Source organism: Brachyspira pilosicoli P43/6/78 (genome assembly GCF_000325665.1).
GTDB lineage: Bacteria > Spirochaetota > Brachyspiria > Brachyspirales > Brachyspiraceae > Brachyspira > Brachyspira pilosicoli.
Genome location: NC_019908.1, coordinates 473,287 through 496,100 on the forward strand (window position 1 = coordinate 473,287; position 22,814 = coordinate 496,100).

At 25.1% G+C, this 22,814-nt stretch carries 23 protein-coding genes and 3 pseudogenes; 18 read left to right on the plus strand and 8 right to left on the minus strand.

Features of this window, described 5'->3' with window-relative positions; all coding sequences use genetic code 11:
- The first annotated feature begins 21 nt into the window (after positions 1-21).
- The 16 genes and pseudogenes from BPP43_RS02070 (at position 22) to moaC (ending at position 14,708) form a co-directional block, all read left to right on the plus strand.
- The gene (locus BPP43_RS02070; protein ID WP_015274016.1) at positions 22-576 is read left to right on the plus strand and encodes a DUF2271 domain-containing protein; all 555 of its coding nucleotides are present in this window, start codon (positions 22-24) and stop codon (positions 574-576) included.
- Between the two features lie 79 nt (positions 577-655).
- Positions 656-2,524, plus strand: coding sequence for an ankyrin repeat domain-containing protein (locus BPP43_RS02075; protein ID WP_015274017.1), 1,869 nt, complete (start codon positions 656-658; stop codon positions 2,522-2,524).
- Positions 2,525-2,790: 266 nt separating this feature from the next.
- Positions 2,791-4,072: pseudogene (locus tag BPP43_RS02080) on the plus strand (hypothetical protein).
- Between the two features lie 100 nt (positions 4,073-4,172).
- Positions 4,173-5,268 (plus strand): annotated as a pseudogene (locus BPP43_RS02085) (hypothetical protein).
- 59 nt (positions 5,269-5,327) lie between these two features.
- Positions 5,328-5,768 (plus strand): hypothetical protein, encoded by a 441-nt coding sequence (locus BPP43_RS02090; protein ID WP_015274019.1) that lies wholly within the window; start codon positions 5,328-5,330, stop codon positions 5,766-5,768.
- A gap of 212 nt (positions 5,769-5,980) precedes the next feature.
- On the plus strand, positions 5,981-7,396 hold the full coding sequence (locus BPP43_RS02095; RefSeq protein ID WP_015274020.1) for a hypothetical protein: 1,416 nt from the start codon (positions 5,981-5,983) through the stop codon (positions 7,394-7,396).
- A gap of 127 nt (positions 7,397-7,523) precedes the next feature.
- A pseudogene (locus BPP43_RS02100) lies at positions 7,524-8,178 on the plus strand (ankyrin repeat domain-containing protein).
- Positions 8,179-8,204: 26 nt separating this feature from the next.
- Complete coding sequence (locus BPP43_RS02105) at positions 8,205-8,735, plus strand: SRPBCC family protein (RefSeq protein WP_015274022.1); 531 nt, start codon at positions 8,205-8,207, stop codon at positions 8,733-8,735.
- Positions 8,736-8,778: 43 nt separating this feature from the next.
- Positions 8,779-9,228, plus strand: a complete 450-nt coding sequence (locus BPP43_RS02110; protein WP_015274023.1) for an MOSC domain-containing protein — start codon at positions 8,779-8,781, stop codon at positions 9,226-9,228.
- Complete coding sequence (locus BPP43_RS02115) at positions 9,200-9,670, plus strand: MogA/MoaB family molybdenum cofactor biosynthesis protein (RefSeq protein ID WP_015274024.1); 471 nt, start codon at positions 9,200-9,202, stop codon at positions 9,668-9,670. Before BPP43_RS02110 ends, BPP43_RS02115 begins: the two co-directional genes overlap by 29 nt.
- A 36-nt stretch (positions 9,671-9,706) precedes the next feature.
- Positions 9,707-10,486, plus strand: a complete 780-nt coding sequence (gene modA / locus BPP43_RS02120; protein ID WP_015274025.1) for a molybdate ABC transporter substrate-binding protein — start codon at positions 9,707-9,709, stop codon at positions 10,484-10,486.
- A gap of 93 nt (positions 10,487-10,579) precedes the next feature.
- Entirely contained in the window at positions 10,580-11,170 is a 591-nt protein-coding gene (modB, locus tag BPP43_RS02125; protein ID WP_289844198.1) for a molybdate ABC transporter permease subunit, read from the plus strand.
- 24 nt (positions 11,171-11,194) lie between these two features.
- Positions 11,195-12,229 (plus strand): sulfate/molybdate ABC transporter ATP-binding protein, encoded by a 1,035-nt coding sequence (locus BPP43_RS02130; RefSeq protein WP_015274027.1) that lies wholly within the window; start codon positions 11,195-11,197, stop codon positions 12,227-12,229.
- A 35-nt stretch (positions 12,230-12,264) separates the two neighbouring features.
- The gene (locus tag BPP43_RS02135; protein WP_015274028.1) at positions 12,265-13,473 is read left to right on the plus strand and encodes a molybdopterin molybdotransferase MoeA; all 1,209 of its coding nucleotides are present in this window, start codon (positions 12,265-12,267) and stop codon (positions 13,471-13,473) included.
- Entirely contained in the window at positions 13,457-14,254 is a 798-nt protein-coding gene (locus tag BPP43_RS02140; RefSeq protein ID WP_015274029.1) for a GTP 3',8-cyclase MoaA, read from the plus strand. The genes BPP43_RS02135 and BPP43_RS02140 overlap by 17 nt, the downstream gene beginning before the upstream one ends.
- A gap of 1 nt (position 14,255) precedes the next feature.
- A complete protein-coding gene (moaC, locus tag BPP43_RS02145; protein WP_014933008.1) occupies positions 14,256-14,708 on the plus strand; it encodes a cyclic pyranopterin monophosphate synthase MoaC in 453 nt (150 codons plus the stop codon).
- A gap of 38 nt (positions 14,709-14,746) precedes the next feature.
- On the opposite strand, the gene BPP43_RS02150 is transcribed toward moaC, so the two are convergent.
- From BPP43_RS02150 to BPP43_RS02165, 4 genes are all read right to left on the minus strand, one after another.
- Positions 14,747-15,445, minus strand: coding sequence for a hypothetical protein (locus tag BPP43_RS02150; protein WP_014933009.1), 699 nt, complete (start codon positions 15,443-15,445; stop codon positions 14,747-14,749).
- An 82-nt stretch (positions 15,446-15,527) separates the two neighbouring features.
- Positions 15,528-16,130 carry an HNH endonuclease family protein gene (locus BPP43_RS02155; protein WP_013243116.1) on the minus strand — a complete coding sequence of 201 codons (603 nt, stop codon included), beginning with the start codon at positions 16,128-16,130 and terminating at the stop codon, positions 15,528-15,530.
- Positions 16,131-16,133: 3 nt separating this feature from the next.
- On the minus strand, positions 16,134-17,249 hold the full coding sequence (locus tag BPP43_RS02160) for a M24 family metallopeptidase (protein ID WP_013243115.1): 1,116 nt from the start codon (positions 17,247-17,249) through the stop codon (positions 16,134-16,136).
- Positions 17,250-17,325: 76 nt separating this feature from the next.
- The gene (locus BPP43_RS02165) at positions 17,326-19,059 is read right to left on the minus strand and encodes a motility associated factor glycosyltransferase family protein (protein ID WP_015274030.1); all 1,734 of its coding nucleotides are present in this window, start codon (positions 19,057-19,059) and stop codon (positions 17,326-17,328) included.
- 125 nt (positions 19,060-19,184) lie between these two features.
- Here BPP43_RS02165 and BPP43_RS02170 point away from each other — a divergent pair, with 125 nt between their 5' ends.
- A complete protein-coding gene (locus tag BPP43_RS02170; protein WP_013243113.1) occupies positions 19,185-19,607 on the plus strand; it encodes a response regulator transcription factor in 423 nt (140 codons plus the stop codon).
- Between the two features lie 10 nt (positions 19,608-19,617).
- Here BPP43_RS02170 and BPP43_RS12630 read toward each other — a convergent pair whose 3' ends face one another.
- The 3 genes from BPP43_RS12630 to BPP43_RS02180 all read right to left on the minus strand — a co-directional run bounded on the left by BPP43_RS12630 (position 19,618) and on the right by BPP43_RS02180 (position 20,823).
- Positions 19,618-19,824, minus strand: a complete 207-nt coding sequence (locus tag BPP43_RS12630) for a helix-turn-helix domain-containing protein (protein ID WP_015274031.1) — start codon at positions 19,822-19,824, stop codon at positions 19,618-19,620.
- 50 nt (positions 19,825-19,874) lie between these two features.
- A complete protein-coding gene (locus tag BPP43_RS02175) occupies positions 19,875-20,441 on the minus strand; it encodes a hypothetical protein (RefSeq protein WP_015274032.1) in 567 nt (188 codons plus the stop codon).
- Between the two features lie 82 nt (positions 20,442-20,523).
- On the minus strand, positions 20,524-20,823 hold the full coding sequence (locus tag BPP43_RS02180) for a hypothetical protein (RefSeq protein ID WP_014936047.1): 300 nt from the start codon (positions 20,821-20,823) through the stop codon (positions 20,524-20,526).
- A 170-nt stretch (positions 20,824-20,993) separates the two neighbouring features.
- Here BPP43_RS02180 and lysA point away from each other — a divergent pair, with 170 nt between their 5' ends.
- Positions 20,994-22,232, plus strand: a complete 1,239-nt coding sequence (gene lysA, locus BPP43_RS02185; protein ID WP_013243110.1) for a diaminopimelate decarboxylase — start codon at positions 20,994-20,996, stop codon at positions 22,230-22,232.
- A 137-nt stretch (positions 22,233-22,369) separates the two neighbouring features.
- On the opposite strand, the gene BPP43_RS02190 is transcribed toward lysA, so the two are convergent.
- Entirely contained in the window at positions 22,370-22,774 is a 405-nt protein-coding gene (locus BPP43_RS02190) for a metal-dependent transcriptional regulator (protein WP_013243109.1), read from the minus strand.
- Positions 22,775-22,814: the final 40 nt, after the last annotated feature.

Genomic DNA, 22,814 nt, shown 5'->3' on the forward strand with positions numbered 1-22,814 from the left:
TTTTTATAAAGGAGTATTTTTATGAAAAAACTTTTTATTATGTTATTTATGATTTTTGCTTTATCATATGTCAATGAAAATTATGCTCAGAGTAATACTAAAAAAGTTAATATAACTTTCGATTATACAAAAAGACCGGGTTATTCCAGTAATCAAATAGCTGCTTGGGCAGAAGATAATAACGGTAATTATATAGCCACAATATATATCACAGATTTTACAGGAAGAAGAGAAGGCTGGACATATAGAAAACAATCTCTAAATAATTGGCAGAAAAAAGCTAATGCTCAAAGTATAGATAAAAATATAATTGATGCTGTATCAAAACCTACTCCTAAACAAGGAAAGGTTAATATAGTTTGGGACTGTAAAGATAATCAAGGAAACGTAGTAAAAGACGGTACTTATAGAATAGTTGTTGAAGCTACCATATATCAGGATAATAATGTGCTTTATACTTCTGTTATTAATATAGGAAATCAAGCTAATTCTCAAAAAGCATCAGCTAAATATTCAAAGCCTGAAGCTCAAAAAATAGACATAATAAAAAATGTAAATGTAAGTTTCATGCCTTAAATTCCATTTACTCTTTTATATTGACATATACATTTCTATAGTATAGGATAAAATCCTTATAATCTTTATGAGGTAAAATATGTTAAAAAATAAAAATATTTTTAGGTTAATTATATCTTTTATTTTATTAATAATAACATCTTTCTTTTTGTACTCAGAGGAATATGATACTAATTACTATAAAAATCTTTTTGATGAAATGTTTGCAAATGAAGATGAATTAAAAGAAATGGCAAAAGACCCTCAAGGATATATGGAAAATTTTTTAAAAATGGAAGCAGAAAAAGTATTAAAAGAAAAAATAGAACTTTATAAAAAATATAATGTTGTAGAAATAGATAGTTTAGAATATGAATATCAAAATGCTGCAGAAGGTTATGGGAATTTAGAAGCTGTTAAGAAGTTTATAGAGAAATATGATATAAACGGAGTATATGACGGCTATACTTTGCTTTATACTTATTCAAAATATAATTCCAAAATTGATATAGTGGAGTTCTTACTTAAAAATAATGCTGATGTTTATCAAAAATCTATTAATGGTAAAACGGCTCTTTACAGTGCTGTAGATGATTATGCTTATGATGTTGTTGAAATTATCTTAAAACATTATAAAAATGATGATGATATAAACGATGAGTTTTTGTTGGCGGTTAATCAAGAAAATGAACCTATGTTAAAAAGCCTATTGAAAAAGAAATTTTTATTTTTTGGAAATAAATTCAAAATGGATTTAAACAAAGGGCTTGAAATAGCACTTGATAAAGGCAATGAAGATATAGCAGCTATATTAGTTTTAAACGGAGCTAAAACTGATAATTTTTTATATTATTTGAAATTAGTATTTGGTAAATATTTAATTCTTATAGTTATTATGATTGCTTTATTTTCTTCTCTTATTTATGTATATAAAAGAAGATATATTCCTAGTATTTATGAAGAGAGCTCAATGTTTATAACTTTTAGAGATAAAGTAAATAATATGTATATTTATTGTTATGCTTATTATGGCGGAGTAGTATCTGTAATGCGTGGTTTTTTGGGAAATATATTTATAAATAATGATAAGCTAAAAGGATATTATAATATAGTCAGTAATTTTATGGATAATTATATTGTTATTTATGATTTTGATGATAATAAAAAAAATGATAAAGAATATTTTAGCTGGTATGATTTTATTATAGAAAAAAATGAAAAAGCCATTATAAAATTTGATTGTTCTCTTTATGATTTTTTTAATAGTGATAAAACAGAAATTAACTATATTATAGAAATATCTGATTCTAAAATTATAAATGGAGTTTTTGAAGTAAATAGAAATCCTGCTATTAATGTAGAATATTCTAAATTAATATTTAGTAAGTCTGCAAAACATAATCGTTTTATAAATATTCTTTCTTATTTATTTGACTTATATCATTTCAATATAAAGAATAATGATAAAATTAATTCATATATAAACGGAGATAATAAATCGTATTCTGATAAAAAAAAGGAATTGAAGATAAATGTTGAACAGATTTTAAAGAAACATGAGAGTATGCCATTTAATGATATTAAAATTAAATATTATGACAAACTAAAAGATTTTTATAATGCTGATAATATAGTGTATTTTGATGATAAAACAATATGCGTATACAAGAGATTTGCTAAGATAGAAGCTAATAATAATCTTACAGTAAATAATATATCACTCATCATTGATTTAGATAATGAAAAATTAATAAGTCCTTATTTGAAAGATTTTGTTAATAATGCTGATGAGATATTAAAAAGATATGATAGTAATTTTTATAAGAATATAGACAATTTGATTTTTCTTATAACAGAAGCAGGTATTATATTGATGAGAGAAAGAGGAGAGAAAAAATTATTTATTGCTTTAGATGATATAAAGGATAATATAAACAAGGAGCATTATTTATCTTATTTATTTAATTAATTTTAAAGTGTTAAGCTTGTTGTGTGAGCATAACAAGCTTAACAGGTGAGTCGAAATGGCTTATAAGTTTAGTTGGCAACTTATATTGATCTGAGTCGAGTATAACAATTAAAACAAGTTGTCCGAAACATCTGACAAGTTTAGTTAGCAGTTTACATTAAGCTTAGGCGGGCATAACAACTAAAACAAGTGAGCCGAAGCAGCTCGCAACTTTAGTTAGTAGTTTACATTAAGCTGAGGTGAGCATAACAACAATAGGAGATATTATGAAAAATTTAATAACTAAATTTATGGATAAGGATATAATAATTTTGTTAGCAGCAGTGATTTTAGTAGCTCTTGTCATAATAATTATTAATATACCTAAAAATAATGCTAATAAAAATCCTGTAAGATTTTATAAAAATAATTTTTTTATGCTTAAAGATAAAGTAAACAATATTTATATTTATGTTTATGAGCATAGAACAAATGATAATCATAATGATTTATACTTTGATAAAAATAATGTGTTTCCATATATAGGAAGAATATATATAAATAATGATAATGGTTTTATTATAAATGATGTTTACTTTTCAGCTGAAAGAATAGGAATTGACAATTATTATGATAAAGATAATCCAATTTTAATTAATAAACACTCATCAGATGGTCGCAGATCTTCTAGATATGATGCTGAAACTTTTGCTGAAATAAAATTCAAGACAAAATTAGATGATACATCAAAATCAGAAATTGACTATGTCATTGAGTTTAAGCCTTATGACAGTATTGTTGACTATGTTGGAGATAATATTAAAAAGACTTTAAGAGAGCCTGTAAAGATAGAGGGAACTTTTGAAATTATAAGAGAAGATGAAGCAGAAATAATAAGACTGCATAATACAGATATAGTTGGTTTGTATAATGATAAAAGTACTTTATTCAGTTCTGAGAGAATATTTTCTCTAAATGTATTTAATTTTGATTATCTTTTTATAAATGGAAAAGAAAAAATAAATTCATCTATTAATGGAGTGAAAGAGTTCTCTGATGAGTTTTTAAAAGATAAAATAAATGAAAATAAAGATATAGTAGAATCCTATGTAAAAGAGTCTAAAAAAAGACATTGGAAATCATTAATGAATGAGAGTATATTAAACTATATTGATAATTATGCTGATTATTATAATGAACTTAAAGAGTTTAAAAGTTTTAATATATTATACTATGATGATAAAACAATATCTTTATATAAAAGAGTTTCAAAGTTAGAAGATTTGCATCTTGCTGAAATAGATAATATGTTTATGACATTTGAGTTAGGCAGTCAGAAATTAATAAGCCCTTATCTTAAAGACTTAGTAAATGACCCTGAAGCATTATTAAAAAAATATAATGTACCTAGAGATTTTTATTCAAATATAGATAGTTTAATTTTTGGCGTAACAGATTCATTTATTATAGTAATGAAAGAAAAAGGCTATGGAAAAATATTTATTGATAATAAAAATATAAAAGAGTATATAAATAAAGAAGCATTATTTGGCTTATTTATTTGATTGATTTTATATATAAAAAATTTTAGTTTTTTAAGTTTTAGGATTCGTATTAATTGACTATTAAATTATATATGTAAAATAATTTTTGGGGTTAAATAAAGATTATGAAAGAATTATTATATAGTATTTTATATAACGAATATTTTGTTTTAATTATTGTTACTGTTATTTTGATTATTGTTTTTAAACTTTTAATGAAAAATAAATACCGTCCTTATTTTGAAATAAAGGATACAACTTTTACAATACTTAAAGATAAGATTAATAATATATATATTTACTGCAATAAATTTGAAAATATTGATGAGGGTATTCATTATTTGTATAGAGGGAAAATTTTTATAAATAATGAAGATTTATTTGGTATTTATGAAATTAGAGGAAACAGCAGTAAAATAGAAGTTTTTGATTATTATACTGAAGAAGACTTTATAAAATCTAAAATAAAAAATATTGCAGAAATCAATTTAAAAACAAATTTAAATAATGCTAATATTTCAAAAGCTCAATATATTATGGATATTAATTCCAAAAAAATAGAAGGTGTTTTTGAATTAATAAATGAACCTAAAATAAACATAAAAAACTTTAATATAAACAGATTTGGATATTTAAAAAACTATGGAGAATTAAGCATAATTCTTAGTTATTTATTTAATTTTTATTATGCATTTATAGACAATAAAGAAAAAATAAATTTTGATATTAACGGAGAATCTAGTTTTTCAAAGGATTTTCAGTATAAAAAAGAAAATGAACTTTCAGATGAAATTAATTCTTTTTTGAAAAAAATCTCTGTTTATAAATTAAGAAAATATTTTATTAAAATTAAGGATTTATATGCTTTTAATATATTATACTTTGATGAAAAAACTATTTGTATTTACAAAAGACTTATAAAAATAGAAGATAGTAAAGAAATTATAATAAATAATATTTTCTCTTATTTATGATTTGAATAATCAAAAATTAATTACACCTTATTTTAAAGACTTAGTAAATGATGCTGAAGAATTATTAAAAAAATATAATGTCAAAAGTGATTTTTATTCTAATATAGATAATTTAGTTTTTGGAGTAACTGATTCATTTATTATAATAATGAAAGAAAAAGGATACGAAAAAATATTTATTGATAATAAGAATATAAAAGACTATATAAAGAAAGATCATCATTTATATTATTTGTTTAATCAATAAATTATTATTGACACAGTAAAAAATATTTTTATAATAAAACGATATATGGAGGTTATATGATGAAAAATATTTTTAAATTTTTATTAATTTCAATTTTTTTAGTAACAAATATAGCATGTTCTCAAAAAACAGAAAAAAACACAAATATACCTGAAGAGCTATACGGACAATATTTTATGTCAGCTGATGAAACATATATGAAATCGCTTCTTATAATTGTAGGTTATAATGGTATAGAAATTAATTATCCTAATGATGAATCTACAATAGAAGTTGTAAAAAAGTGCGTAGATGTTGTAATGGAAAGCGACAGAGCTATAAAAGGAAATATAGCAAATAATAAATTATCTAAAGTATCAGAGAATCATTATAAAACTATATCTACAAATGATGCTTATATAGAGTTTAAATTTACTAATGAAGGACTTGAAATGTCTGTTTATGAAGGAACAGAGCAAGTTTCATCAATTAATTTGCGTAAATTAAAAAAATTATATTGAAGAACATATTAAAAAATTATAATTAGATAGAATAAGAGATTTGTATAAAAAATCATATTTTAAAATTTTATTTACTTTATTAGTTAGAGCTTTTTGTTTTTAGCAATAAGGTTTATTAACAACTATAAAATATAAACATTACAACAAAAAATAATTTTTTAAACTATAAACTTGCTACTCATTTATAGTTTAAAACAATAGGAGTTTTTATAATGGAAAATATATTTGACTTTCTATTAAATCAAGATGACAATACAAAGTTTATTATAGGTTTAGTTTTTATTATTATCTTTTATATTATTTTTATGTATATAAAGAAGCGTTCAAAGCAATGGTATTCTCAAAATAAAATAATAGTAGATGGAAAAGATTTTTTTATGCTTAAAGATAAAGTAAATAATATATATATTTATTGCTATATGTATAAAGATAAAGCCTATGCAAAATGGTTTAACGATAACCATTCTAAAATGGAGGATATACTATCATTAAATAATAATTGGGCAGAAGATGAACGAAAAAGACAATTTGACGGCTTTGCAAATGAATATTTTGACCGTTTTCCAAGTCAAACATTTATAAATAGAGGTGATGAATTAATTATTCGTGAAACTAGTAAATTATATGTAGATGAAATGGTAGTTTACCATGATTATGACAAAAAATATTTTAAGGATTTATATTACAGACAATACAAAATAGAAACTCCTTTTCAATATTATGAATTTAATCCAAATGATAAACCTAAATTTGAGGGTTGGTATTCAAAAGAAAATGTAAGAGACAAATTAGCAAGTATAACATTTAAAAAAGATTTAGATTATGAAAAAACATCTGAAATTGAATATAGTATGAATATTGAAAATAAAATAATAGAAGGAGTTTTTGAAGTTATTAGAAAGCCTGAAATAGAAGTAAAACAATTTTATCTTCCAATTGAACAGATGAGTTTTCCTGATAAACTATCTTACAAATATGATGGTTTGGGAGTTGATGAAACAAAGAAAATGCTTACTAATTATTTATTTAATTTCAATTATCCTTTTATTAGAGGAAAAGAAAAAATAAATATGGCTATCAGCGGAGCTTACAATTTTGATGAAAGATTCAAACAAGAAAAAGGAAAAGAGCTTGAAGAGAAATTGAACAATAAAAATCTTATTTTTGATATATTCTGTCCTTTAGATTATATTGGTCTTATATATTATAGGAAGTTTAAAGACTTTAGATGCCTTGATATATCATACTATGATGATGAAGTAATATGCGTATACAAAAGAACTGTAGAAGTAGATAAAGATACTAAAAAAGCTATTGTAAAGAATAATTCTCTTATATTTGAATTAGATAGTGAAAAAAGTATAAGTTCCTATTTAAAAGATTTAGTTACTGATAGCAAAGGCTTGTTATCTAAATATGATGTTTCTGATTATTTTTATAACAATACAGATAGTTTAATATTTCTTTTAACAGATACAGGTATTATAGTTATGCCTGAATATCCTGATCTAGATATTAATGACTCTGCAGATGAATATGAAGAAATTGCAGAGAGAATATTTATTTCATCAAATGATTTAAAAGAATATTTAAATAGAAGTCATTATTTGGCTCATTTATATGAATAATAATTAAGCAGTTATTTTTGTATTAATATATTGATTATATTATAATATAAAGTATAATGTTAGCAATTTTACTACTAGGGGGTAAAAAGTGAAAAGAATAATATTATTAATGATTGCTGGATTAATGATGTCATTGTCTTTGTATTCACAAGTTGCTAGATTTACAAGATTAACTCCAGAACAATTAACAAATTTAGCAAATCCAAGAAGACTTTCTCATAGAATATTTTATAGAGAAAAGTCAAAAGGACCTAATGCTAAATGGTTTGATGCTGTTAAAGAGGGTAATTTAGAAGAGATAAAAAAAATGGTTGAAGCAGGACAGGATATTGAAGTTCAAGATACAGCAAGTTTAAAACAAACAGCTTTAGGTTGGGCTGCATTTATAGGATATTTAGATGTAGTTCAGTATTTAGTAAGTAAAGGTGCAAACTTATATGCAGGTGATACTGCTGATGTTACTAGTGCTTTTAAATCTGCTATACTTGGAGGAAATATTGAAGTAATTGAGTATTTGTATCCTTTGTATAATGGAAGACTAAATTTAAATGAGCAGGATAAAAGAGACGGTGAAACAATGCTTATGGTAGCAGCTGGCAATAGCAGAGAAGATGCTGTTAAGTTTTTATTAAGTAAAAATGTAGATGTAAATATTGTAAGCAGACAATTAAATAAAAGTGCTTATACTTATGCTTGCGAATCCAAAAAATCAAAATATTATCAGCATGATAAAAGCTGCTGGCGGAACTAACGTAAGAACTGGTAAAGCTTCTTGTAATTAATATTTTATAAGAGTAAATAAAATAATATGTTTTATTTAGTTCCAGTATTTATAATTCTTCCATTAATATTAATGGCTGTAATGATATTAGTACCTAACCATATAGGAAAAAAATTACCTCCATCATTTACAAAATCAAAATCTTCTATTTTACAAATAAAAAGAAATGATTTATTTGATTTACTAGTGAATTATGAGAATTATCCTATATGGTTAAAGTATTTATCACTTGTTCAAGTAGAAAAAATAGATGATGACAAATTAAAAATCATACAAACTTATAGTAATAAAAAAATATCTCAAGATTTAACTGAGGTAAGAAGAATTAATAATGATGATAAATCAGAGATATCTATTGTTAAATTAGAAAATGAATTTACCGTTTTGTGGACATATGTATTAGAAGATTTAGATAACGATAAAACGAAAATAACTATAAAAGAAACAACATATGTTTATCACCCTTATTTTAGATTTATTTTTAAGTATGTTCTTACAGATGAAAATGGAAAAAATGAGTTTTTAATTAAACTTAAAAAATATGTTAATAAAAGATAGACATTGTTGACTAATTTCATTTTTTTAATATACTAATAAAAATATGAATAATAAAGAATTTAGTTTAGTATCTTTGAATATATCTAAAAATACAGGCACTATAAAAACACCTGTAAAAAGCATTGTTTTAGTTGAAGATAAAGGTGTATTTAATGATGCTCATTTTGATAAATTAACCGATAGACAAGTTTCTTTGCTTGCAATTGAAGATATAGAGTATACAAATCAAAAAATGAACTCTAATTTAAAGCCTGGTGATTTTGCTGAAAATATTACTACCAAAGGTGTAGAGCTTTATAATTTAAAAATAGGCACTAAAATATATATAGGCGATACAATATTAGAAGTTTCAAAAATAGGAAAAGAATGCCATAGAGGATGCGACATAAAAAAGTTGGTTGGTGATTGTATTATGCCTAAGAGGGGCATATTTGCTAGAGTAATTAAGGGAGGAGAGATTACAGTTGAGGATACTTGTTATTACTGTATCTGATAGGGCATATAAAGGCATATATCAAGATAAATCTGGTGAGATTATAATAAAAACTTTGGAAGAAGAATTAAAAGATAAAATTATCAATAAAATTATTATACCAGATGAATATGATATAATATTAAATACATTAAAAAATAATAAAGATAAGTTTGACATAATAATAACTACAGGGGGAACTGGTTTATCACAAAGAGATGTAACTCCTGAAGCTACTATGGAGTTTTGTAAAAAAGAGGTTAGGGGAGTATCAGACTATTTAAGGCAGGAATCTATGAAAGAGACTATATTTGCTTCTCTTTCAAGAGGCTATGCTGGAATCAATGATAATGTATTTGTGGTAAACTTTCCTGGAAGTGAGAAGGCAGCAAAATATTGCACTAAATTAATTGTTCCTTTGCTTGAACATATTATAGCTATGATAAAAGGTGAAGGGCATTAATATAAAAATTAAATAAAGGAAATATAAGGGAATTTTATGAAAAAGATTATATTTGCATTTTTTTTAATATCATATTTGTTTGTATCATGTAATCAATCAAATAATACTCAATCTAATTCAGAAAATAAAGAAATATATGTATTAGCAGCAGCAAGTCTAACAGATGTGCTTACAGAACTAGCTAATAATTATAAACAAGAAACATCAACAGAAATTATATTTTCTTTTGCTTCATCAGGTGCTTTGCAAGCTCAAATAGAAGCTTCTGCTCCTGCCGATATATTTTTCTCTGCAGCACAAAAACAAATGAATGCTTTAGAAGAAAAAGGTTTAATTGACAGTGAAACTAGAAAAGATTTGCTTGAAAATAAAGTTGTTTTAATTTCTCCAAAGAACTCTAATTTAAATATAAAATCATTTACAGATATAACTAATTCTAATGTAAAAAAACTTGGTCTTGGTGAGCCAAAAAGTGTACCAGTAGGACAGTATTCTGAAGAGATATTAAGTAATTTATCTATACTAGATATTGCTAAAGAAAAAGCTGTTTATGGTTCTGATGTTAGAAATGTGCTTGATTGGGTAGAGACTGCAGAAGTTGATTGCGGAATAGTGTATGCTACAGATGCTAAAATAGCAAAAAATATTAATATAATAGCAGAAGCTCCAGAAGGCACTCATAAAAAAGTTATTTATCCTATATCAATAGTAAAATCTTCTCAAAACAAAGAAGGAGCAAAAAAGTTTATAGAGTATATTTCTACAGACAAATCAAAAGAGATATTTCAAAATTATGGTTTTACTGTAGTAAAATAATGTAGTATAATAATATGGAATATTCTCCATTAATACTTTCTTTAAAAACGGACATTCTATTCTACCATAATAACTTTTTTTGTTGGAATATATATTGCATTTGCAGTTTTTAAAATAAAGAGATTTTCATCTATATTTGATATAGTATTTACCCTTCCTTTAGTGCTTCCTCCTACGGTTGTTGGATTTTTTTTGCTTATATTTTTCGGCAGAAATTCTTTCATAGGTAGCATAGTTGAAAAGTTAGGTTTTCCTTTTATATTTACTTTGAGGGGAGCTATACTTGCTTCTTTTATAGTTTCTTTTCCATTAATGTATAGAACTAGTAAAGGAGCTTTTGAACAGATAGACACTAATATTATAAATGCGGCTAGAACATTAGGTAAATCTGAAAATTGGATATTTTGGAGAATAATGCTTCCAAATAGCTGGCAGTCTATATTAGGTGGAGCCATACTTTCTTTTACAAGGGCTTTAGGTGAGTTTGGCGCTACTATTATGATTGCGGGGAATATACCTAATAGAACTCAAACCATATCACTAGCAATATACACTGCTGTGCAGGCTGGAGATAGGGCATTAGCTTTTAGGTGGGTTATAATAATTGTTGCTATATCATTTATAAGCATAATGATGATGAATATTATAATACCTGTTTCTAGCAGCATTAAAAAAAGATTATAAGAAATATATTTTGAGGTTTTAATATTGAGCTTAATAGTTGATATTAAAAAGAGATTATCTAATTTTGATTTAGATTTACAATTTGAGACGAGTGATGGTGGAGTGTTTGCCATACTCGGAGCTTCTGGAAGCGGAAAAAGTATGGCATTAAAATGTATTGCAGGTATAGAGAAACCAGACAGCGGATATATAGAAGTTGATGGAAAAGTTTTTTATGATTCTAAAAAGCATATTAATATTAAACCTCAAAAAAGAAATGTTGGATTTTTATTTCAAAATTATGCATTGTTTCCAAACATGACAGTTGAAGAGAATATAAAAACAGGAATTAGAAATAAAGTTACTAATATTGAAGATATAATGAAAAAGTTTTTTATATATGATATAAGAAATAAGAAACCAAGAGAGATATCTGGAGGCGAACAGCAAAGAACTGCTTTAGCTAGAATATTTGTATCGTCTCCTAATATATTATTATTAGATGAACCTTTAAGTGCTTTAGATTATCATATAAAGTTGGAGTTAGAAAAGTTTATTTTATCTAGCATCAAAGAGTTTAACGGCACTACATTATTTGTATCTCATAACAGAGAAGAAGTTTATAAGATGGCTGATAATATAGGTATATTAAACAGAGGGAAATTTGAGGTTATAGATTCTAAGCATAATATTTTTAAAAGTCCAAAGACATATTTTTCTGCTTTGCTTGTTGGGTGTGAGAACTTTTCAAGTGTGAGATTATTAGAAGATAAAAAAATAGAGTGCATTGATTGGAATATTATAATTAATAGTAATAATAATAATATAAATTATGTAGGAGTTAGGGCTAATAGTTTTTTTGAAAATAATAATTTCAATGATTCTCAAAACATTAATATAAAATGCCGTATTAAAAAGATAGTAGAAGAGATTTTTTCTTATGTCATCACTGTTACTCCTATAAATACTGAAAGTGAGATAATATGGCATTTGCAAAAATGTAATTATAAAAAAGATTATTATGTTGGAATGGAGATAAACTTAGCTATTAATATTGATAATATTATGTTTTTAGAATAATATAATTTAATATTTTATTTTTGAGGTAATTAAAAATGTCTAGAACTTTTTTGCATCCTGATGAGGCTTTAAAATTGGTATTAGAAAATATAGAGGATTATGGAGAAGAGAAAATATCTGTACTTGATTCTTATAATAGAGTTTTAGTTAATGATATTTATGCTTTAAATGATGACCCTCCTTTTAGCAAATCATCTATGGACGGATATGCATACAATAAAGAAGATGAAAATAAAGATGATTATGTTTTAATTAAAAATAAAATTATATATGCTGGGCTTTGTGAGAAAATAAAAGTTAATAGCGGTGAATGCGTAAAGATTATGACTGGTGCAATGCTTCCAGAAAATTGCAACGCTGTACAGAGGGTTGAATGGACTGAAAAAATAGAAGCAGATAAAACTACTATTAAATTTACAAAAAAAGAAATTAGTAATAATGTAATAAAAAAAGGAAACAATAAAAAAACAGGTGAAAAGATACTAGATAAAAAATTTTTACTTCCAAAAGATATAGCAATATTAGCAGGCTTTGGTTTTTCAAATATTGATGTAAAGAAAAAAATTAAAGTAGCGGTTGTTTCCACAGGAGATGAAATAGCAAATATTGGAGAGAGCCTAAAAGAAGGACAAATATATGATGCTAATGCGCCTATGCTTGTATCAAGAACTTTAGCATTATCTTGTGATAGTAAGTTTTATGGCAAAGTAAATGATGATGAAAGAGAGATAAAAAATATACTTTCTAAAGCTATAGAAGAAAATGATATTGTACTTATAAGTGGCGGAGTATCTATGGGGGATTTTGATTATGTGCATAAAGAGTTATTAGAGCTTGGAGTGAAACAAATATTCCATGGTTTAGCTATGAAGCCTGGTAAACCTTTATTTTTTGGTAAGCTTAATAAAAAGGCGGTCTTTGCTTTGCCTGGTAATACAGTCTCTTCATTTATGACTTTCGAGATTATGGTAAAGGCGTATATATTAAGTTGCTTGGGATTAAATTATGATAGTAGTTATACAAATGCTGTATTAACAGATGAGTTTAACAGAAAAGATAATGAAAGACTTGAGTATGTACCTGTAAAGCTTATTCATAATAATACAAAGTTAGAAGCTAAACTTATAAATTATAATAATTCTTCTATGATAGCGTCATTCTCTGAGGCTAATGGTATATTAAAAATAGATATAGGTGTCTCTAACATAAAAGCGGGGAGTGTAGTTGATGTTAGATTCCTTTAATAGAGAGATTAATTATATTAGGGTATCTGTTACAGATAGATGCAATTTAAGATGTGTTTATTGTATGCCGGAAGAAGGCATTGAGAAAAAAACTCATAATGAAATTTTATCTTATGAGCAAATATATAATGTTGTAAAAGAAGCGGCAGAGCTTGGAGTTAAAAAGGTTCGTCTTACTGGAGGAGAGCCTTTGGTGAGAAAAAATATTGATGAGCTTGTAGCTATGATTAGAACCTTAAAAAATATTGAAACTATAGCTATGACTACAAATGCCCTTATCCTATCTCCTATAGCAGAAAGATTAAAAAAAGCTGGTCTTGATTCTATTAATATTTCTCTTGATACTTTAGACGATGAAAGATATAAATATATTACAAGAGGCGGTAATTTAAAAGATGCTTTAATAGGAATTGAAACAGCTTCTAAACTTGGTTTTCAATTAAAGATTAATGTTGTTGTTTATGATGAGAAGAGTAGGGAGGAATTACCGTTATTAGAAAAATATGCAAGTGAAGTTAATGCTAAATTGCAAACTATTCAATATTATAATATTAATACTCAAAAGGTTGATAGTATTAATTATGACAGACCTCATAGATGCAAGTATTGTAATAGGATAAGGCTTCTTTCTGATGGTTATTTGCTTAGCTGTTTACATAGTAATATTAAGTTTAAAATTGATTTTAATGATATAAGAGGCTCTATTATAAAATGTATTGAAGGTAAGCCTGAAAATGGCACTTATAGTGATGTAAAATCTATTAGTATGATAGGAGGATAATATGGAATTAACTCATATAGATGAAAATGGCAATGCCAATATGGTTGATGTTGGAAATAAAGATATTTTAAAAAGAGAAGCCAAAGCTCAGGGAAAAATATATTTATCAAAAGAGACTATTGATTTAATAAAAGAAAACAATATAAAAAAAGGCGATGTTATATCGGTTGCAAGAATAGCTGGTATAATGGGAGCAAAACAAACTTCTAATCTTATTCCTTTATGCCATAATATTAATATAGAAAAAGTCTCTATTGATTTTATTTTGGAAGATGACGGAATAATTGCAATGTCTTATTGCAGATGCAGCTATAAAACAGGAATAGAAATGGAAGCTTTAACTGCAGTTAGTATATCTCTTTTAACTATATGGGATATGTGTAAAGCAGTAGATAAAAAAATGAAAATAGGCGATATTGTATTAATTTCAAAAACTAAAGAGAATATTTTATAAAAGAGCATTACTCAGTAAAAAATAATGCTCTTTATATTTTAATTTTTAGCAGGTTTAAATCTTAAAGAAAGCTGTAAACCAATATCAAAACTGTCTGTTCCTATATAATTTTTTGATTTAGGTCCAAAATTATATCCCAAATAAAATCCAATACCCAAATCTCTTGTATCAACAAATTCTCTAGTTTTATAATTAATATCTGAGAAAAACCAATCAAAAGTTAATTTTATATATGGTATAACATACATTTGATTGTATATTGATTTTATATCATTAAAACTAATCTTCTCATAATGTCTATAACTTTCAGTATATGATACTCTTGTATATGATTCTATTCTTCCATGAAAAGGAATTTTTACTCCAGCTCCTAATCCAAGAGAAAAATTATTAATATTAAATTTAGGAAGTACTCCTAATTGTAAACTAGTAAACCTGTTATTAATAGTATTTCTTTGATACATTGTATTAGGAACTTTATAAGCAAAACTATCATGACTAAAACCTATTTCTCCTAATATACTCATAGCCATGTTATTATTAAAATCTGCTAAAAAACCAAGCTGAGCAGTAAGAGCACCATCAAAACCAAAAGAAACTTTTCTCTCAAAACCAGCGTCTCCAATAGGTATGCCAATAGATTTACCAATATTAGCATTAATTATAGCTTCAAAACCGCTTTTAGCAAAAACAGAACTATTGATTATTAATATCATTAGAAATAGATACTTTTTCATTATAGTCTCCTTATGTAATTATGTGTTTTTATAATAAACTATTATTATCTTTTGTCAATTAAAAATTATAATGTAAATATTTTTATTTTCCTTTGCAAACTCTATTAGATAGCTCATCAAAGCCTTTTTCAATAGTAAGTCCCCAATCTGTTTTTATTTTATACCACTGTCTAATATATTCGCATTGATACTCTTCATTTTCTGGAAGCCATTCAAGAGGAGATTTATCACCCTTAGAACGATTAGCACTTCTTGAAACAGCTATTAAATGATGTTCGTTTTTCAAATAATTATAATATCTATTTTTTTTCTCTTTGCTCCAATTACTAGCACCGCTCATATATGCATTTTTTAAAGGCACTAAATGGTCTATATCCAAATCTTTAGGGTCATCAAAATATTTGCCTGTGTATTTATCATACCATCTGCCAGATACTATTTTATTATTTGATATTAAAGGCTTTATTAAAGACTCTTCCAAAAGAACTTCATTTCTTGTATTAAGTCCGTCATTGTCATCATCTGCCCATTTTCCCCAATCATCTCTATTGTATCTTTCAATTTTATTATCTATAAAAGAATATTGAGCTTCTATTCTATCATAATAATGATATATTAAAACAAAAACAACTGCTATAAAAAGCAAAAATAATTTATTTAATTTTTTCTTTTTTCTTCTAGCCATATTTTATAATACAATTAAATCAGTTGGTGTGCTGTTTAAAATTGCAGGACCATCTTTAGTTACTATAGCCATGTTTTCTATTCTCACTCCTCCAAAATCAGGGAGATATATTCCAGGCTCAATAGTAACTACAGCTCCGCCATCAAGCACATGATTAACTATAGGTGATAATCTAGGAGATTCATGTATTTCAAGTCCAACACCATGTCCAAGACCATGTCCGAAATACTGTCCGTATCCTGCATTTTTTATTACTTCTCTTGCAACATTATCAACTTCTTTTCCAGTTATTCCAGAATGTATAGCAGCTGCTCCTTTCTCATTTGCTTCTTTTACTATATTATATATCTTTTGCATTTCATTAAATTTATCGCCTTTGCCGAAAAAGAAAGTTCTAGTAATATCGCTTTTGTATCCGTCTCTTGATAAACCAAAGTCCATTAAAATATTATCACCAAGTTTTAATTTTCTATCTGATGGAACTCCATGAGGAAGAGATGTTCTATCACCAAAAAGAAGTATAGTGTCAAATGCTGTTTTATCTCCGCCTTCTTTTCTCATTTGATATTCAAGTTCAGCTGCCAAATCTTTTTCTGTAACTCCTTCTTTTACTGTTGATAGCATTTTTATCATAGCCTTTTCAGCACTGTGTAGATTCTCTTTTATTATATTAATTTCTTCTTTTTCTTTTACTATTCTTATAGAGTCTATATCAGCTTTACTTATAGATACCTTAATAGAATTATTTACCATAGAAGCTACTACGTTTTCATAATCAGTAAGATACAATGAGTTTTTAGCAACAGTTATTTCTTTTATATTGTTTTCTTTTATAAAATCAGCTAAAGCATCTTGATAAGTATTTGCAACCAAAACAACTGTAGTTTTATGTGTGATTTTAGATGCTACTTCAAAATATCTTGAATCTACAAATAAATACTTTTTAGAATCATATATTAAAAGCCAGCCTGCTGTACCTTTAAAACCTGTCAAATAAAATATGTTTTCGTTTTTGGTTATTAAAATTGTTTCTTTAGTAATGTTTAATAGTCTATTTAATCTAGAATCATAGTCAAATTTATTGTTTTCTTTACTTGTAAATGTTTTTAATGTTGACATAGTTTGCCTACCTTAATAATTGTTTATATGACTTAATATTATACTAATAAATTATATTTTGTCAAAATTAATATTTTTATAATTTTTTTATAGCTATGTTTATTCTGCTTAAAAAATAGGTAACATTGCTTAATGTTTCAGTTAGAAGAAAGATAAGTTTATTTCTTTTTGTTGAATTAGCTCTATTTGACATCATCATAGTAGAAGAGAGTATTGTTTTTAATATATTTGCTTTTTTTTGATAAGTTTTTATTGTTTTTATAGAAGTATTATAAATATTGTTTATTTTTTCTTCATCATTAGTATTTTTTGCTTCATTATAAATATTTAATATTTCAATTTTAAACTCTTCTAATATAGTTTTTAACTTTTTAAAAGCTTCTTTTATATTAGTTTTATCATTTTCTTTATATTTTTTATCAGCTATATTTAATGCCATATTTCTATCAAATACAAAATCATCAATATTTCCCTCTTCAATATACTCTATTTTTACAGCATCATAAGTCAGTCTTTTTATATTCATGTTTTTGTATTTATCTTTGAAACTTTTAAAATACTCTATTTGGTTTTCAAATACAAACTCTGTAGGAGGGTAAACATCAATATTAGTGTTGTTTTTTATTGTATTAAAATAATAAGATTCGAATGTTTTTATTTTATTTGTTTTGTTTATCATATACTCGTATGACAATGTATGCTTAATATGTCTTTGATAAAATGGATAGCTATTATCAAAACCTATTAGAAGTACATCTTTAAAACCTGTATAGTATGCAAAATCAATCATAGTGCTTGCTACTGTACTTGAAGTATTTAATGCTGATATAGCAGTATAATCATTAATATATTTTATCAATTCTAAGTTTTCATTTGAACTAAATCTTATTATATTAGTTTTGTTTTCTAATCTTTTTGGTATTATTTTATTGCATGCTATATCCATTATTAAATATGGAAAATCAGCACTTTCATAAATAAAATCTAAAGAATTAAAAAATCCTCCGTCTACAGTAACTACAAAATCTGGTATTATATTATTTTTGCAAAGTACACTATAAGCTGTATCTACGCATATTACTATAAATGATTCTCTGTTATTTTTTATTTTTTTTATAGAATATTCCAAAGTAGGTCCAGGGCATATTAATAAAGCCTTAAAATCTTTGAATGCATCTTTTAATATAGATACATCAGAAGATTTATTAATATATTCACTATTAAATATAATGTTTTTTGTCCATATATTTTCAAAATACATATTTGTTAATATATTAGACAATTCTTTTTCCATATTATTTAATATATTAGTATAAAATATATTGGCATTATCTTTTTCCTCTTTTGTAAGTGATGGCAGCATTACAAGATTTATACCATTAATATTTTTATAATCTATTATTTTGTTTATATATTCTATGTCATCTTCAGAATCTATAAAAAAAATGTTTTCTTTGTTTGTAGAGTAAATATTATAGTATGAATACTTAAAAATGGCAGCATCTTCTACTACAATAACTATTTTTAAATCTTTTATAATTTCATCATTAAAATAATTGTTAATGTTTTCTAATAAATATTTTAATATATATCCTAATCCATAACCGTATATTATTATTAGATTTTTGTTTTTATTTATATTTTCTAATGCTCTTTTACATTCATTTTCAATATTATATTTGCTGTGTATTGCTCTATTATTTTTATATATTATTTTTAATCCATCTTTATTTACATCGATTTTATAAATATCAGATAATTCTTCTTTTTGCTGTTGCAGTTTGTTATGTAATTTTATAGATATATTCATTGAAATATGATAACAAAAAAATAGATAAAAATCAAATATGTAATTGACAAAAGTGTAATAATATAATACTATATTACGCGTTATATTTTTAAAAAATATTTACTTATATATTTGGAGAATTAATTATGCCATCAACTCCATTAGGTTTCAATAGTAAAAACGGTAAACAATATAAAGTGATGATAGTAGATGATTCTAGTATTATAAGAATAGCTGAGAAAAAAATATTATTATCAGAAGATTTTAATGTTGTTATGGAAGCAGATAATGCTATGGCTGCTTTGAAATATTTAAGAGAAATACCAGACAAACCAGATATTATAATGTTAGATTTTGAAATGCCTCAGATGAATGGTATAGATTTACTTAAAAGAATAAGAGCTTTGAATTATGAAGGAAAAATAGTTGTTGTTACTTCACATACTAATAAAGACACTTTTATGGAATTTGTAAATCTTAAAGTAGATACCTATATTGCAAAACCAATACAACGTCAAATAATAATTGCACATTTAGCGAGAATACTTGGAAGATTTGATTATTTATAATATAAAATATTTAATTGTTATTTAATTCTATTATAATATCAACTTCTGTTAATGAGCATTTTAATTTAGCTGCTATTTCTTTATTGCTAAGACCTTCTTTATGTAGCTTTAGTATATTCTCATGTTTTATTTTTTCATCAGAGTTATAATCATTAGCAGAGTTGTTATCTTCTAAATTATTATTTCTATTTAATGTTATGTTGTTTCGTATAGTCATATCGAGTTGCTTTCTTAATTTTTCTATGGCTTCTTTTTTACTATTTTCTTTTATTTTTTCTTTATTTCATCATATCTGCTAATTTTTATTTCTTCTTTTTTAGAATTATTATCTTCTTTAATTGTTTTTTTAACATTATTTTCTTCTATTTGTTTGTTTTCTTTTTCTGTTTTTTCTATTGTGATATCTAAAATATTATTATTATTTAATGATTCTTTATTTTTTTCCTCATTTTCTTCAGTAATATCTTTTTTATCATCTTCCACTTTTATATCTAATATATTTTTTTCGTCTAATGCAGATACATCATATTTCATTTTTATGTTGGCATTTAAAGCAGCTTCTTTCTTTTCTTTTAATTGACTAAATTGAGGATCTTTTTCATTTAATTGTTTGTTTAAATTATTCGCTCTAGTTATAGCATCTTCTAATAATGATATTCTGCTTAATGCTATATTATTAAATTCTTTAACCAATGCTTCAATTTCATCTCTTGCCTTTTTTATAACCTCTTTTTCTAATCTCTCCCTCGCTCTTGAAACTATATATACATAAAATAATGGCATTACAACTGCTAATATTATAACATTGATTATTATACTAATTAAGATTTGCATTTTTTAGAGTTATCCTATTTTTATCCAAATATATCTATTTTTAATCCTTTACTTTGTTCAGTAAGGGATACTTCTTCTATCTCTATATTATTATTTTGGCTATCATCATAGTTTTGATTAAATACAGATTTCTTTTTATTTTTTTTCTATATGACATATAACCTTTATTTTTTTGATTATCTTTTTTCTCTTTAATTTTATTATCTTCAGCAACGTTTTCAGATTTTACAACTGTTGAATCTTTTATGTATGAATCTCTATGTATATCCTTATCTTCAGATTGCATGGCTATTGTTTTGGCTGCCATTCTTACATGTTCCATTCTGCCTATATGCGATTGCTGCATATAAAGCACTTGTAAATCTAAAGGTGCTATAGGCATTTTTTATAAATCTCCGTATATTATGCCATAAATTTATCCTATAATAATAAATATATATAATTTTTATTTTATTGCAAGTTAAAAATATAATGCATAATAAAATCATTGACTTTTATTCTATGTATAGTATTATAACGTATCCTTAAATAATAATAGCTAGGAGTTTTTTGATGATATACTATAAAGATAATATTTTAATGTGTGAAGATATTGAGATTAGAAATATTACAGATGTTTATAAGACTCCTTTTTATATTTATTCAAAAAACGATATTTTACAAAAGATTAGGTTTTTAAAAAATGTATTTTCTGATATAGAGAATCATTCTATTGTTTATGCTATTAAGGCTGAGAATAATTTATCTATATTAAAGATGATGATAGAAGAGGGGATTGGAGGAGATGTAGTATCTATTGGCGAGACTTTGAAATATATAAAAGCAGGCGGAAAGGCAGAGAATATAGTATTTTCAGGTGTTGCTAAAACAGAAGAAGAGATAAGAAAATCAATAGAATTAAATATAAAGCGTTTTAATATAGAATCTATTCCAGAGGCAATAAGAATAAACTCTATAGCAAAGGAATTAAAAAGAAGAGTAAAATGTTCTATAAGAGTTAATCCGAATATAGATGCTCATACTCATGAAAAAATTACAACAGGAATTAATGGAAATAAATTTGGTATTAGTATAAAGACAATTAGAGAAAATGCTAATATGTTAAAGTCTTTAGATAATATAGAAATAGATTCATTATCTATGCATATAGGCTCTCAAATGGTAGATGCTGAACCTTTTTATAAAGCAATACTAGTAATGAGAGATTTGATAGCGGAGGTTAATAGTTTAGGCTTTAATATAACAAATATAGATATAGGCGGAGGATTTGGTGTAAGATACAACAGGGCACATTCTGGATTTGATTTTGATAAGTTTAAAAAAGATAGTATAAGTCTTCTTAAAGATATGAAACTTAGTGTTACAACAGAGCCTGGAAGATATTTTGTTGCAGAGTCTGGTGCTTTGATAATGAGAGTTGAATATATAAAAGAAGAGCTTAGCAGAAAGTATGCTATTTTAGACGGCGGTATGAATGATTATGTTAGGGTTGCTATGTATGAAGCTTATAATGAAATAATGCCTTTAGTAAAAACTGATAAATATTCAAATTATGATTTTGTAGGACCTATATGTGAAAGCTCTGATGTGTTTGCTAATGATAGAGAATGCGAAACTCTTAAAGAGGGTGATTATGTTGCTTTGCTTGATGCTGGTGCTTATGGCTTTAGTATGGCTAGCAATTATAATTCACGTCCATTAATATCACAGGTGATGATAGACAAAGATAAACATTATATTATAAGAAAAAGACAGAGTTTTGAAGATATGATAAAAGATGAAATAATATAATTTTTGTATTTGTTTTAATTGTTATGAATGTTTATTAAATCTTTATATTGTTTAAATAGTATTTTGAAATTATAAAAAAGAATCACAGAGTTTTTATAAGGTATATAAACTAATAATATTTAATAAAATAAATATTATTAGTTTTGTTTATTTAAAATATTTTCTTTCTTACAATAATCGCAAAGAAACTCTTTAAACTTATGTACTGTATCTCTGCTCATGGCATGTTCTATTAAACAAGCTTCTTCGTCTGCTATTTTTTCATCTATATTTAATACTTTAGTTAAGAAATAATAGAATATTGCATGTCTTTCAGCTATATCTTTTCCTATAGCTCTTCCAGAATCTGTTAATTCTATATCTCCATAATGTTCATGTTTTATATGGCCTAATTTGGATAATGTTTTTATAGCTGTATTAACGCTTGCCTTTGAGCGTCCTACTAAATCTGCTATATCAGTAATTCTAATAGCTTCTTTAAACTTTTTTTCTACTTCCAAATTGTATATAGTTTCTAAATAATTTTCTAATATAGGTGTCATTTCTTGTTGTCTCATACGAATGATTTTAATATAAAAAATA